Origin of the sequence: Rudanella paleaurantiibacter (assembly GCF_009184635.1) — a bacterium.
Taxonomy (GTDB): domain Bacteria; phylum Bacteroidota; class Bacteroidia; order Cytophagales; family Spirosomataceae; genus Rudanella; species Rudanella paleaurantiibacter.
In genome coordinates, this window is record NZ_WELI01000002.1 from 906,496 (window position 1) to 920,371 (window position 13,876).

Here is a 13,876-nt window from a genome sequence, read left to right on the forward strand (position 1 = left end):
AAAAAAGGCGAATGCCAGAGCTGTAAACCTCTGGCATTCGCCTTTTTTAAATCCGTCCGGCCATTTGGGTCAGCTTCAGAAGGCCCTCGGCCACGTTGTCAGTGAGTTGATCCGGCGTGTATCGCCACGACCAGTTCCCACTGCCGGAGTCGGGCGTCGCTTCGCCGGGCGTAGCGACGCCCGGCGTATTCATGCGGTGCGACTCGTCCAGATTCAGGGCATCCTGCAAGGGCAAAATGACCAGACGCGCCACCGACAACATCGCCAGACGGTTCAGATGGATCGTAACCGTTTCGGCCGTTGGCCTGATACCCAGATACGCTTTTACATTGGCCCGAATCTCAGGGGAAGCCTTTACCCACCAGCCCGACGTAGTAGGGTTATCGTGCGTGCCCGTGTACGCGACCGTATTGATTACGTGGTTGTGCGGAGCGTGCGTCGACGTAGCTACGTCGGCCCCGAACCCAAACTGCAATACACGCATACCGGGAATCTGAAAATGACGCAGGTGTGGCTGTACATCGGGGGCACGCTCACCCAGGTCTTCGGCAATGACGGGCAAATGCCCAAACTGCCGGTACATAGTATCCATGAAGGCGTCGATAGGAGCCTTTATCCACTCTCCGATACGGGCCGAAGGTTGCGAAGCCGGAATTTCCCAATACACCGCAAAGCCCAGAAAATGGTCGAGCCGGGTCAGACTGTACAGTTTCATTTGATGCCGTAACCGCCGAATCCACCACTGAAACCCACTTTCTTCGTGCTTCGGCCAATCGTAAACCGGGTTACCCCAGCGCTGGCCCTCTTCACTAAACATATCGGGTGGAGCCCCGGCCACAAACGTGGGCATTCCTTCATCGTCAAGTTTAAACAGGTCCTGAAACGCCCAAACATCGGGGCTGTTGTGCTGCACGTAGATCGGGATATCGCCAATGATATGAATCCGATGGGCAAAACAATAGTCTTTCAGCGCGTTCCACTGCCTGAAAAACAGAAACTGAAGCACTTTAATCTCCTCGATTGGTTCGCGTAACCGGTCGAGTTCGCGGGCGAGGGCTTCGGGTTCGCGCCGAACCAGTTCGGGCGCCCAACGCACCCACCAGTACTCACCGGTATCCTGTTGCAGAGCCGTAAACAGGGCATAATCAGTAAGCCAATGAGCCTCCTGTTGGCAAAAAAGCTCATAGTCGATTAGTTGCGTATTGTTGGCCGTTCGCCGAAACGCATCGGCGGCCCGCCGAAGTAGGGGCATTTTACGCTCCGATACCCGCCAAAGGTTAGCCCGGTTGCTAACGGGCAGCTCCGCCGACCGGGTTTCTTCGGCCGTCAGCAAACCCTCCTCAACCAGCTTGTCGAGGCTAATCATGAGCACATTACCGGCAAACGCGGAGGGGCTGCTGTAGGGCGAAAAACCGGCACCGGGATCAACCGGGGTAGTGGGCAGAATTTGCCAGTACGTTTGTCCGGCAGCCGATAAAAAATCGACGAAGCGATAAGCCTCGGTACCCAGATCGCCCAAACCGTGCGGAGAGGGCAATGAGGTAATGTGCAGCAGCAGGCCGCTTGAGCGTTGTTGGAGCATAACGTTGAGTCGTGAGCGATGCGTGATGAGCGTGAAGCGATAAAAACAGGCGGGAGCCCGTTCATCATGCTTCGTTCAGCACCCATCGCTTTTGTGCAAACTTTCTTTTGTACAAAATCGCTCGGGGCCTGATTTGTTCGTATAAATCGCCAAAATCCTAATTCTCAACCCCCATCCTCTACTTTCTTCTGAGAATAAGTTAAGGTTGCATCTTTACTTTACGCGGTTTTTCTCCTAATTTTGCAGTCCCAAATACCGGGTTCACTCTTTTAGACATACATCATATCCAAATGATTACGGAAACGGCAGTTAATACGGGCAAAGTCACTCAGGTGATTGGTCCGGTCGTGGACGTGAGCTTTGAGGGCGAAGGTTCTCGGCTCCCGGCTATCCTTGATGCCCTCGAAGTAACGAAAGCCAACGGCCAAAAGGTTATTCTTGAATGCCAGCAACACCTCGGCGAAGACCGTGTGCGTACCATCGCCATGGACTCAACCGAAGGTCTTCAGCGTGGCATGGCTGTTGTTGACCTCGGCGGTCAGATTACCATGCCTACCGGCGATGGTATCAAAGGCCGGTTGTTCAACGTAGTAGGTCAGGCCATCGATGGTATCCCGCAGCCAGCCAGCACGGGTGGTCTCTCGATTCACCGCGCAGCTCCAAAGTTTGAGGATCTGGCAACGTCAACGGAAGTTCTCTTTACAGGTATCAAAGTAATTGACCTGCTGGAGCCTTACGCAAAGGGTGGTAAAATTGGTCTGTTCGGTGGTGCCGGTGTAGGCAAAACCGTATTGATTCAGGAATTGATCAACAACATTGCCAAGGCCTACTCAGGTCTGTCGGTATTTGCTGGTGTAGGTGAGCGTACCCGTGAAGGAAACGACCTCCTACGCGAAATGATCGAAGCCGGTATCATCAAGTACGGCGAAAATTTCAAGCACTCCATGGAAAATGGCGGCTGGGATCTGAGCAAAGTAGATCTGGAAGAAATGAAGGAAAGCCAGGCTACCTTTATCTTCGGTCAGATGAACGAGCCTCCCGGAGCCCGCGCCCGTGTAGCCTTGTCGGGTCTGACCATTGCTGAGCACTTCCGCGATGGCGACGGCACCGGCCAGGGTCGTGACATCCTGTTCTTTATCGACAACATCTTCCGCTTCACCCAGGCTGGTTCGGAAGTATCCGCTCTGTTGGGCCGGATGCCTTCGGCCGTAGGTTACCAGCCTACGCTGGCTACCGAAATGGGTGCCATGCAGGAGCGTATTACGTCGACTAAGCGTGGTTCGATTACCTCGGTACAGGCCGTTTACGTACCTGCCGATGACTTGACTGACCCCGCGCCAGCAACTACGTTTGCTCACTTGGACGCTACGACCGTATTGAGCCGGAAAATCTCCGAGCTGGGTATCTACCCGGCCGTTGACCCGCTCGACTCTACGTCGCGGATTCTGACCGCCGAAATCCTCGGCGACGAGCACTACAACACGGCTCAGCGCGTGAAGCAGATTCTGCAGCGTTACAAAGAATTGCAGGACATCATCGCCATCCTGGGTCTGGAAGAACTTTCAGAAGAAGACAAGCTGGTAGTAAGCCGTGCCCGCCGGGTGCAGCGCTTCCTGTCGCAGCCGTTCTTTGTGGCTGAGCAGTTTACCGGTCTGAAAGGTGTACTCGTGCCTATCGAAGATACGATCAAAGGGTTCAACGCCATCATTGATGGTCAGTACGACCACCTGCCCGAGGCTGCTTTCAACCTCGTAGGTACCATTGAAGATGCCGTTGCCAAAGGCGAGCGTCTGTTGAAAGAAGCTGCTTAATAAAAATAGTTGTCAGTTTACAGTTTACGGTTTACAGTTGCGGTTCCCCGTGGGGACCTATGCGATTAAAACCGCTCCGCGCAACTACAAACCGCAAACTGTAAACTGTAAACTTTTCAGATATGACTCTCGACATCATTACCCCCGACCGTAAGGTTTTCTCCGGCGAGGCTTCGGCCGTAACGTTTCCGGGTATTGAGGGGCAGTTTCAGGTACTGAACGACCACGCTCCCTTAGTTAGCACACTGGCAAAGGGGCCTGTAACGATTCAGACAGCATCGGGCCAGCAAACGTTTATCGTAGACGGTGGCGTAGTTGAGGTACTCCGCAACCGCGTGCTGGTACTGGCCGAAGCCGTTGTCGCTTAAGCTTGCTTCGCTAATAAATTTTAGAGTATATCCGAAACCCGAACAGCGCGCTGTTCGGGTTTTCTGTTTGTATAAGCTTAACGTGAACTATGCATAATAGCTGACGCCAGGGCCTTCGACAGGCTCAACCGCACGCGGTCTGGGCTGACCGCAAATTTGTGAGCTGCCCGTCAGCCTGAGCCTGTCGAAGGCCCTTGCGTCAGCAACTACTTGTAGGACAGGGATTTTGCCGTGCGTATTATCCATAACTCACATTAAGCTTAACTATCAAGCCCTAAGCGACCACCATAGTCTCTTTGGCAACAAACTTCTTTTTGTAATGGGCCACTGTTCGGCCAATCAGCATTCCGCCAACCAGCGAAGGAACAATCCAACCCGCTAAGTGCGCCCAGTCGGGTGCGTTGGCAGGGAGCATTCGCGCGTTGTTGTTGACGATGAACGCCGTAAGGGCTGCAACATACGAGCCGCCCATGCGGGTGAAATGTCCGAAAAACCAGTGCATTTTTTCGGTAGGCTTGCCAAACTGGCGTAAGTCCTGTAAAGCAAACACCAGCGTAAACACGCCAAAGAACGTGAACAGAATAGGCATAAACGAGCCCGCGCCGGAAGTAATCAGAAACACCCCGAAGCAAATCATGCTTATACTTACCAGCAACGTGAGGTAGGTCAGCCAACGGTCGAAGGTGGGTGGCTCGGCCAGGCTTAGCCCGGCCCGTTTCAGCACAACGGCCCGGTATCCGGTGGTGCTCAGGTAAAAACTAAAAACAGCTACCCCGGTCAGGAACAACCGAAATATCGTGAAGGGCTGCACCACAAAAAGCAAAACGGCCGACAGAGCTACGTAGGTCATACACCAGACGTAGACCCGTCCGGCCCGGTTGTGCAGGCGGCTGCCCTTTTGCGCAAGCATGGCCACAAGGCCCAGCAACAGGGCGAGGCTTCCGGCAATAATATGGGTGATGAGCAGAATAGAAACGAGCGTTTTCATGACAACTTTGGTTGGCGATTAGTTGTCACAAAGGTGCAGGGAGCTTTCCGATAGGGCCAGAAAATAGGGCCTAATGGCAGTTTTTGGGCTATTTGTCAAACGTAGGGGCATTTGACAAAGCCAGCAGGGACGTTTGTCAATCGCCCTTTAGCCCGGCCACCAGCGTCTCGTTATAGCGCCGGGCTACGGGCACCTCCAATTCGCCCCCATACAGGTGCAGCTTGTAGCCTTGCGCATTGCCCGTGACGCGCTCAACGCGGTCCAGATTGACCACATACGAACGATGGCAACGCACCAGCCTCGAAAACGGCTTTAGCTGGCTTTCCAGCCGACTCAGACTACTTCGGAGCAGAACTTTTTGCACCCGCCCGTCTTTCAGAAAATAAACCGTGCAATAGTTGTCACTCGACTCGATCAGGAGCAGGTCGATGGGGGAGAGGGTCAGCGAATCCTTGTCATTTTCGGCGATGAGGGTTGCTGACGCAAAACCTTGTTCGGCAATCGTTTGGATCGGGGATGTTTGAGGGGCGGACGTTTCCTCTTTGGGCAATACACCCACCGGATGTAATTGAGCCGCCAGGTTCTGGTACGCTCGTAACCGACGGATATACCCACCCACAATAACACCCGTAACCGGAAAAACACCTACTCCGAGCGTCGCCAAAACACCCCAAATCAGGTTATCCAACGTAAAAGGTAATTTCGCGAAGAGGTTCAGATAGAAAAAATTTCCGAACGTTACCTGTAACAGATTCAGCAACACAAAGCCGATGGCCCGGCCAACGGTCCAGTGTTGCTCGGCAAAAAAACGCGGGAACAACGTAGGCCAAAGCGTGAAGTGAACGGCCGTAAGCACAAACGAAACCAGGCCAAAGCCACTAATCTTGAGCCACTTCGCGGAGGTTTGCCACTCGGCCAACCCGAATGGCTGGAAGACTACCAGAAATAGCCCCACAAACAGCCCGATCAGGCCGGCCACACGAACCTGAACCGCCGGGGGCTCAAGTACGGTGTAGGGCTGACGCAGAAGGGACCACATACGCGTTTAGAAAAGCCGCCAACTGGCGATCTGCTCGAAAAACGAAGGCAACACGCCTGGAAACGTGGCAATCATAAACACAATACCGAACAGCGCTCCGTAGATGTGGGCATCGTGGTTCACGTTACCGTATCCCCGGCGCGATTCGTAGAATGAATAGGCCAGATAGAAAATCCCGAAGATAAAGCCCGGTACCGGAATCGGTATAAACATCAGATACAGCGGGGTAAGGGGCCGGAATAGAATCGACGCGAAAATAATGGCCGACACCCCGCCCGAAGCACCCAACGAGTTATACCCCGGGTTGTGCCGGTGCTTGAAAAACGTGGGCAGGTCAGACACGATAATGGCAACCAGATAAAACCCGATGAGCCAGATAGCCGACGATGCACCGAACATGAACGCAAACAACTGCTCAATGTAGCTTCCGAAAAAATAGAAACTGAGCATGTTGAAAATCAGGTGTCCCCAGTCGGCGTGAAGAAACCCAGACGTGAGCAACCGATAGTACTGACCGCGCCGGGCTACCTGGTAGGGGTTCATGATCCAGCGGTTCATCAGGTCATGGTTATTCCAGGCCCATACGCTGATGGCAATCGTAACAACAATGATTAGTAGGGTGATACTCACAGGGCTTTTGTTCGTTTGTGTAGACGGTTCGCTTATTTGTCGGTTTATAGTGGTTAGTTTCCCCTGTTCGCTACGGGGCGAAAGCGTACCAAACAAACAAATAAACGAACCAGGAAAACCTTAACTCTCGCGCTCCACCAACTGATGGGCAAACTGAAGCAGTAACTCCTTCCGGGCGGGCTCGGCCGAAACCTGCTCGAAGTTAGCAAACCCCTGAGCGAAATAGCTACTGATGCGGGCCTCGGCAATCTGCCGAATACCCAGCTGATCGTAAATTTCCGTAACAGCCTTTACTTTCTCGGCCTTATCGAACTGGGTACGGTTCAGCCAGCTGTGCAGTTCGGTTTTGAGCGCCCCCTCTGCTTTTTCGAGGGCTTCGATCAGCATAAAGGTTTTCTTGTTGGCAATAATGTCGCCCCCTACCTGCTTACCAAATTTGGCCGGGTCGCCATACACATCGAGGAGGTCATCTTTCAATTGAAACCCAATCCCGATATTGATGCCCCCCTCGCGCAGATGCTCCACGCTGGCATCGTCGGCACGGGCAATCAGACCACCCAGCTCCAAAGCAAAACCGAGCAGTACCGACGTTTTGAGCTTAATCATCTCAATGTACTCGGCCTCGGTTACGTCGGTGCGCGTTTCAAAGTTCATGTCGAGTTGTTGCCCTTCGCACACCTCAGCGGCCGTCCGGTTAAAGCGGCTCATAACCCGTTTCAGGATGGGCGTTTCCACATCGAGCAACAGCTCGTAGGCGTTCACCAGCATGACATCGCCCGACAGAATGGCGATGTTATTATTCCACTTTTCGTGCACTGTAGGCTGCCCCCGACGCAACGGAGCCTGATCCATGATGTCGTCGTGCATGAGCGTGAAGTTGTGAAATACCTCCACGGCCAGGGCGGGCTTTACGGCTTTCTGCCAATCGTCGGTAAACAGATAAGCGCCCAACAGGGTCATGAGGGGCCGCAGGCGTTTACCGCCCAGGTTCATGATGTAACGAATGGGGTCGTATAACTCGGCGGGCTGATCGCCGTACTGAGTATTCTGGAGTTGGTTGAGAAGTGCCTCTGAGAAAACGGCTGGATTGATTGACGGAGACGGCATAACACGGTGTTAAGGCTCAAAAATACACAAAACTGCCTTCTTCTCTGTTATTCCGCGAAGCCGAACCTCTGTACTACCAGCCAATTACCCGCTTGTAACGACTGTCGGCTTCGGTTTTCATCAGGCGGGTCAGCCGGAGCGAAAGCGAAAAATACCCGTCGCGCTTAATGCTATTACCCCGCTGATTGCCAGGCTCATTGGGCGGCAAACCAATTGAAACCCGCCGGTCGGAGAGGGCTTGCCCCATGGGCGCAAGCGCACTAAAATCTGGATATACCGTGCTCACGTCGTCGAGATAATCGCTAAAAACAACGGTGTAGCCAAACTCCAGCGCCAGCCGGTAGCGGAGCCACACACGTACCGGATACCCGATCTGAAGCTTCAGTACGGGGGGGATGCGGCTGTAAGATACGCCCTCGGTACGCAGGGGCGGCAAACTAACGAGTTTACCCAGATAGCCCGTCATGGTATTCAGATACGTAAGCCCTAGACCCGCATATAGGTAGGGGTTGAAAGGGCGTTCGCGTGGGTCGGGTGGAAAGAGGTCGGCCTGAATACCCGCCGAGATTTCGGGATTCAGGCACACAAACGACAGGTTGTTGTACCAAACCCGCGTACCCTCCTGGCGTCCCTGCAAAAAATAAAGGCGACCATCGGCCCGTGCCGACAGCCGATCGGCAAACCGATACAGCGCCGAAGCCGAAGCCTCAGCCCCAAGCCGGGGTCGGCGTAGTACGTCTTTTTCCTCACTCATATCGCCTGCATACCGGGTAGCGCCCGCCTGTATCGCAACCGACCAGGCGCCGGGTGTATCTTGCCAATATTTCCAGGGACGGTACTGAGCCAAAGCCGCCGGGCTTACCAACGGGAAGAGGAAAAGGAGGAGATATTTTTTCAAAACAAGTCAGCAGAAACGGTTGGACGCGCAAATTAGTCAGATCGAGCCTATTATAGAACGAACGACCCCACCAATGGTCACTCACCTATTTGGCCTCTGCCCGTTGACGTCAGGTTTACTCGGCTCTGAGTGTCAGGTTGCCACCGGCATTGTACTGCAACACCTCTTCGGCCAGCATTTGCTGCACCGCCTGAGCCAGCACATCGGCATTGGTCTGGGCAAAATAGTCGGCTAACTGGCGGGGCGATACCCCAGCCCCGTCGGCCTGATGAACGTATTGCCACACCTGCTCCCGCACGGCCTGTGTAGGTTCGGGCCGGGGCTTTTTCTTCACACAATTGTCGCAGATACCGCAGGCTTCGCCCGGCTCTTCGCCAAAATACGCTTGCAGCAGGCGGGTTCGGCACTGGGTATCGTTTTGCACGTAGCGCACCATAGCCCGCACCTTAGTCATGGCCCGCTGTTTGCGCTCGTCGAGGAGTTGAGTATCAATCGGCAGTCGGCTTGTATCGAACCGGGGCGTCAGAAACGTCAGTTGGGGCTTGTCTTTCTGTTTTTCGTAGATCAGCACGTTGCGCTCGTGGAGCTGTTGCAACATAGCCTCAATCTCTTTCTGGTCGATCAGGAACGCGCGGGCGAGGGCCGTTTCCGAAATGGTCATAAAATCGGTAAACAGTTCACCGCCGTACATCCGCAACACCAGCTTAATAAAGGGCTCATAACGCGGATTCCGTAGCTGAAATTCGTACAGCTCCCGATTGTTTACGCTCATCATCAGCCGCGAAGGCCGAAAATAACTCTCAGTCAGGCCAATGAACCCTTCGTGCTCCAGTTGCTTCAAAGCAAAGTGGGTGTCCTGCGGGGGCAGCTGAAAAGTGGTCACGAAGGTGTGCATATCGAAGTCGTAACTGGCAAACTGACCGGCCCCAGTGGGTACAGCGGTGTAGTTGGCCAGCGCCTGATACGTGCGCCGAATCAACTCGACCGACGGGTACTGCTGCTCGGTACGGGCCTCTACGGTGCTTAGATCAGCGGGCGTGTACAAGAGCACAGCATAGGCTTTTTTACCGTCGCGCCCCGCCCGGCCGGCCTCCTGATAATAGGCTTCGGGCGTATCGGGCACGTCGAGGTGCACCACCACCCGCACATCGGGCTTGTCGATACCCATGCCAAACGCATTGGTTGCCACAATCACCCGAATCTGATTATTGATCCAGGCACTCTGTTTGGCGTCGCGTTGCTGGGTAGTAAGGCCAGCATGGTAAAAATCGGCCGACACCCCGTTCCGATACAGAAATTCGGCCACCTGCTGCGTTTGTCGGCGGCTACGCACGTACACCACCGCGCTGCCGGGCACATTGCCCAATATTCGAAGCAGCCGCGATTCCTTTTCGGCTTCGGGCAGAGCCGAGTAGGAGAGGTTGGGCCGCGCAAACGTCTGCCGAAACACGTGGGGGTTTTGCATCGCCAGCCGGGCCTGAATATCGGCCTGTACTTCGGGTGTAGCCGAGGCCGTGAGGGCAATGAGCGACACGGGCTTGGGCAACAAGGCGCGGAAATCGGCAATTTTGAGGTAAGGCGGCCGAAAATCGTAGCCCCAGGCCGAAATGCAGTGCGCTTCGTCGACGGCGATGAGACAAATGTTCATCTTCCGGGCGCGCTCAATCACAATTTCGGTTTGCAGACGCTCCGGCGAAACATACAAAAACTTGGTATTGCCGTAGATACAGTTGTCGAGGGTAGCGTCGATCTCGCGCCAGTGCATACCCGAAAAAATAGCCGCGGCTGGTATGTTCCGGCGTTTGAGTTGCTCCACCTGATCTTTCATGAGGGCAATAAGGGGCGTTACTACGATGCAAACACCCTCCATGACCAGTGTAGGTACCTGATAGCAAAGCGATTTTCCCCCGCCGGTAGGCATAAGCACCAGCGTGTCGTGCCCGGCCAGCACCGTATTGACGATGTCTTCCTGCAACGGCCGGAAGGCTGAGTAACCCCAATATTGCCGTAAAATGTCGTGTGGCGTCATGCAGTAGCAGCCTCTTACGGTACAAATTTACGCCAGAAGCAGACAATTGAGCCCATGAATTGTTTTTCTATCAATAACCGCAACGCTCACCGGCTGGCCCACGTACAGGCAGAGAGCGTGCTTAACGAGTCTTACACATGATTGAGAAAGTAATCAAGTCCGACGAAGAGTGGCGCGCCCAGCTGACGCCCGAACAGTACCGGGTAGCCCGCCAGAAAGGTACCGAACGACCGTTTACGGGCGCTTATTGCGAGAGCAAGGACCCCGGCACCTACGCCTGCGTGTGCTGCGGCACGGAGCTCTTCGAATCGACGCACAAGTTTGACTCAGGCACGGGCTGGCCCAGCTTTACCGAACCCCTCGCAGCCGACCGAATCCGGTTCGAAAAGGACTACAGCTACGGCATGTATCGGGTAGAGGTGCTGTGTAATGTGTGCGATGCCCATCTGGGTCACGTATTCGATGATGGCCCGCCACCAACCGGCTTGCGATACTGCCTCAATTCGGTATCTTTGGTATTGAAGGGCTCCTGACCCCACCGGGTGGCCTGCTGCATACCACAAACCCGGTTTTGTCGTTACCTTACCAAATCACTCTGTCTGTATTTGCTTTCACTCTTTACGGTATCTTCACATGCGATTTCTGTTTGCCGCCCGGCTGCTGACCGTTCTGGGTCTGTGGCTCGTGATGAGTTCGGCCTGGGGCCAAAAAACAGCCCCCCGTTCGGCTTATCAGCAATTTGCGATGCAGACGCGCCTGGACAAACCAGTCAGCACCACCTGTTTCGCCCGATTAGATAACACCAATTTCTATTCACTCCCCGCCCCCGAGGCTTTTCTGAAGGCCCGCAACGCCCGCACAGCAGCTCCCCAGTCGTCGACATTTATTGTAACCTACAACGGTTTCCCCGACAATGCCCGGGCCGCCTTTCAGTTGGCGGTCGATATCTGGCAGTCGGTCATTAAATCACCCATCCCGATTCGGATGACGGCCAACTGGACCAACCTGGGTTCACCCAGCCGCAACCGCGTGACGTTGGGGCAGGCCAGCCCAAGCGATTATTACCGACTGTACGGCCCCACCCAGAAAACCGACGCATTTTACCCCATTGCACTGGCGGAGAAAATTGCCCGGCGTGAATTGAACGGTACCGCTCCTGATATTGGGGCCAGTTTCAATAGTCAGGTTAACTGGTATCTGGGCACCGACGGCAAACCCGGCCCTACGCAGCTCGACTTTGTAACGGTGGTGCTGCACGAGATTGGTCACGGACTTGGGTTTGTGAGCGGCCGCAGCGTGGGTAACAACAACACGGCCAGCATTTTCACGTTCGTGTTTGATGCATTCGTGGAAAATGGTCAGGGCCAAAAGCTAATTAACGAGACAATCTTCCCGGATAACTCGGCCGCGCTGTACAACCAGTTTGTGGGCGATAACCTGTTTTTCAACGGTCCCATTCTGCAACAGAAAACCGGTCAGAAAGCCCGCCTGTACGCGCCCTCAACCTTCCAGCCCGGTTCGAGCACCTCGCACCTCGACGAGCGCACTTACCCCGACGGGAGCATCAACGAGCTTATGACGCCCGAAGCCAGCAACGGTGTGGCCAACTTCAACCCCGGCCCGCTTACCCTGGCTATGTTTGAAGATATGGAGTGGAAAACCACCTCCATTATTCACGAAACGCCCCTGCGCGACAGTGAAGAGGTAACAGATCGTACGCTAACCTTCGATGTTTTCAGCGACACTACGCTGGTTGCCAACTCAGTACGGCTTTTTATTGGGCGCGGAGCCGCAACCGCCAACGTAGCGAGCTACTCAGCCGTAACGCCCACCCTGATACCAGGCACAACCAATCGGTACAGCTTCACGATTCCGGCCAGTCAGGCTACGGGTCGGATTGGCTACTATTTTCAGGTGCAGGATGCATCGGGCCGCACATTCACCAGCCCCGGCAAACTGTCGTCAACAGGTCAGCAGTTTATTTACGGAGCTACCCTCGGCCCCGATAATGTACCGCCAACCATTGCCCAGCTGGGTCTGCGCACCAATGGCCTGTTTACATCGCCTACGGCCACTACCGTAGCCGGCACCAACAATTACTACGTGTTTACGAGTACTGACACGCTGAACGTGAGCGCCATTATCCGCGATGATCGGCTTACCGGCGTCGATACGGCTTATGTCGAGTACCAGATTAACGGGGTAAACCAGACGCCAGCCCCCATGCGGTACACCGAACAAATTCGGGAGCTTACCGATGGTCAGGCGCTGGTCGATAGTGTGTACATGGCCCGGCTTCGGTTCCCGGCGGGTTCGCTCACAGCCGGTAGCCGCATTCAGTACCGGGTAGTGGCTATCGACAGCGCCCGCGCCCGAAACCGGGTGGTATTTCCGGCACAGGGTTTCTACGATATTGCTGTAGTAGCCCCGCAAGCAACCGCCCGAACCAGTTACAGCACCTCATTTGCTGACCCGGTTGCCTCGGCCGCCGATTTTGTCACCAATGGCTTTACGGTTGGGCAGCCGTCGGGTTTCCAGAGCCCGATGCTGCAATCGGAACACCCGTACCGCAACGGTAATACCTACGATTTTGAAAACAATACCTCGGCCGTACTGCTGGCCCCCATTCGGCTCAAAGCAAACCCTGACAGTGCCACCATCCGGTTCAGCGAAATTGCTCTGATTGAACCCGGCGAGACAGGTACTCGCTACGGCGATCCGGGCTTTTTCGACTATGTGATTGTAGAAGGCTCGAAAGATGGCGGGCGCACCTGGCAACCTATGATTGAAGGTTACGACGCCCGCGACAATAACGACTGGAACCGGACCTGGAATAATAGCCTGAGTGGCGTAAGCCCCGATATTAACTCCAGCGCTCCGGGTACACCCACGTTGTTCAAGCAGCGTGAAATCCGAATGCTCGAAACGGGCCTGTTCCGGCCAAATGATGTGGTCCTGATTCGGTTCCGACTCTACGCCGATCAGCTTTCGTATGGCTGGGGCTGGGCCATTGATAACCTTCAGATTCAGGTACCGCCCCCACCGCCCATTTTGGCTACCGAACCCACCAGGTCGGTGCAGTTTACGGTGTACCCCAACCCATCGAGCAACGGCTCTATTCGGGTAGAGGCCAAACTCGCCAGGGCAGCCACCGAAGCCGGCCTTACCGTAACCAGCCCGATGGGCCAAACCCTGCGGACAATCGCGTTGCCCGTGCGGGGCACCACCATCAATGAGCCCATCGACCTGACGCAGTTGCCCACGGGTCTCTACCTGTTGCAACTCAAAGTTGGCGATACTACCGAAACCAAAAAGATCATGATTACCCGGTAAATGGGGTAGCAAGGTCTTTCTTTTGTCTCGAAAGGGTGTCTTTTCAGGCCGTTGGCTGTACGTTTGCAGAACGTCAGCCAACGGCTTTTTT

The 13,876-nt window shown here is 54.8% G+C and carries 11 protein-coding genes; 4 read left to right on the forward strand and 7 right to left on the reverse strand.

Annotated elements, in window-relative coordinates; all coding sequences use genetic code 11:
* Positions 1-46: 46 nt before the first annotated feature.
* Positions 47-1,582 (reverse strand): 4-alpha-glucanotransferase, encoded by a 1,536-nt coding sequence (malQ, locus tag F5984_RS08570; RefSeq protein ID WP_152123813.1) that lies wholly within the window; start codon positions 1,580-1,582, stop codon positions 47-49.
* Positions 1,583-1,872: 290 nt separating this feature from the next.
* On the opposite strand from malQ, the gene atpD reads away from it, so the two are divergent.
* Positions 1,873-3,393: a F0F1 ATP synthase subunit beta gene (atpD, locus tag F5984_RS08575; RefSeq protein WP_152123814.1), complete on the forward strand. Its 1,521-nt coding sequence runs from the start codon at positions 1,873-1,875 to the stop codon at positions 3,391-3,393.
* A 122-nt stretch (positions 3,394-3,515) separates the two neighbouring features.
* Positions 3,516-3,761, forward strand: coding sequence for an ATP synthase F1 subunit epsilon (atpC, locus tag F5984_RS08580; RefSeq protein ID WP_019988925.1), 246 nt, complete (start codon positions 3,516-3,518; stop codon positions 3,759-3,761).
* Positions 3,762-4,035: 274 nt separating this feature from the next.
* Here atpC and F5984_RS08585 read toward each other — a convergent pair whose 3' ends face one another.
* The 6 genes from F5984_RS08585 to F5984_RS08610 form a co-directional block, all read right to left on the reverse strand.
* Complete coding sequence (locus F5984_RS08585; protein ID WP_152123815.1) at positions 4,036-4,749, reverse strand: DUF2306 domain-containing protein; 714 nt, start codon at positions 4,747-4,749, stop codon at positions 4,036-4,038.
* A 136-nt stretch (positions 4,750-4,885) separates the two neighbouring features.
* Positions 4,886-5,788: a LytR/AlgR family response regulator transcription factor gene (locus F5984_RS08590; RefSeq protein WP_152123816.1), complete on the reverse strand. Its 903-nt coding sequence runs from the start codon at positions 5,786-5,788 to the stop codon at positions 4,886-4,888.
* A 6-nt stretch (positions 5,789-5,794) separates the two neighbouring features.
* A complete protein-coding gene (locus F5984_RS08595) occupies positions 5,795-6,418 on the reverse strand; it encodes a rhomboid family intramembrane serine protease (RefSeq protein WP_152123818.1) in 624 nt (207 codons plus the stop codon).
* A 120-nt stretch (positions 6,419-6,538) separates the two neighbouring features.
* Complete coding sequence (locus tag F5984_RS08600; protein WP_394367393.1) at positions 6,539-7,525, reverse strand: polyprenyl synthetase family protein; 987 nt, start codon at positions 7,523-7,525, stop codon at positions 6,539-6,541.
* A gap of 73 nt (positions 7,526-7,598) precedes the next feature.
* Entirely contained in the window at positions 7,599-8,423 is an 825-nt protein-coding gene (locus tag F5984_RS08605) for a hypothetical protein (protein WP_152123819.1), read from the reverse strand.
* A gap of 115 nt (positions 8,424-8,538) precedes the next feature.
* Positions 8,539-10,452 carry a RecQ family ATP-dependent DNA helicase gene (locus F5984_RS08610; protein ID WP_152123820.1) on the reverse strand — a complete coding sequence of 638 codons (1,914 nt, stop codon included), beginning with the start codon at positions 10,450-10,452 and terminating at the stop codon, positions 8,539-8,541.
* 137 nt (positions 10,453-10,589) lie between these two features.
* On the opposite strand from F5984_RS08610, the gene msrB reads away from it, so the two are divergent.
* The gene (gene msrB / locus F5984_RS08615) at positions 10,590-10,985 is read left to right on the forward strand and encodes a peptide-methionine (R)-S-oxide reductase MsrB (protein ID WP_152123821.1); all 396 of its coding nucleotides are present in this window, start codon (positions 10,590-10,592) and stop codon (positions 10,983-10,985) included.
* A 100-nt stretch (positions 10,986-11,085) separates the two neighbouring features.
* Positions 11,086-13,785, forward strand: a complete 2,700-nt coding sequence (locus F5984_RS08620) for a T9SS type A sorting domain-containing protein (protein WP_152123822.1) — start codon at positions 11,086-11,088, stop codon at positions 13,783-13,785.
* The last annotated feature ends 91 nt before the right edge of the window (positions 13,786-13,876 follow it).

Bases quoted from the DNA above. Each gene is read 5' to 3' on its own strand.
- F5984_RS08620 (WP_152123822.1), top strand. From the start codon at position 11,086: ATGCGATTTCTGTTTGCCGCCCGGCTGCTGACCGTTCTGGGTCTGTGG.
- F5984_RS08610 (WP_152123820.1), bottom strand. From the start codon at position 10,452: ATGACGCCACACGACATTTTACGGCAATATTGGGGTTACTCAGCCTTC.
- F5984_RS08590 (WP_152123816.1), bottom strand. From the start codon at position 5,788: ATGTGGTCCCTTCTGCGTCAGCCCTACACCGTACTTGAGCCCCCGGCG.
- atpC (WP_019988925.1), top strand. From the start codon at position 3,516: ATGACTCTCGACATCATTACCCCCGACCGTAAGGTTTTCTCCGGCGAG.
- atpD (WP_152123814.1), top strand. From the start codon at position 1,873: ATGATTACGGAAACGGCAGTTAATACGGGCAAAGTCACTCAGGTGATT.
- msrB (WP_152123821.1), top strand. From the start codon at position 10,590: ATGATTGAGAAAGTAATCAAGTCCGACGAAGAGTGGCGCGCCCAGCTG.
- F5984_RS08600 (WP_394367393.1), bottom strand. From the start codon at position 7,525: ATGCCGTCTCCGTCAATCAATCCAGCCGTTTTCTCAGAGGCACTTCTC.
- F5984_RS08585 (WP_152123815.1), bottom strand. From the start codon at position 4,749: ATGAAAACGCTCGTTTCTATTCTGCTCATCACCCATATTATTGCCGGA.
- malQ (WP_152123813.1), bottom strand. From the start codon at position 1,582: ATGCTCCAACAACGCTCAAGCGGCCTGCTGCTGCACATTACCTCATTG.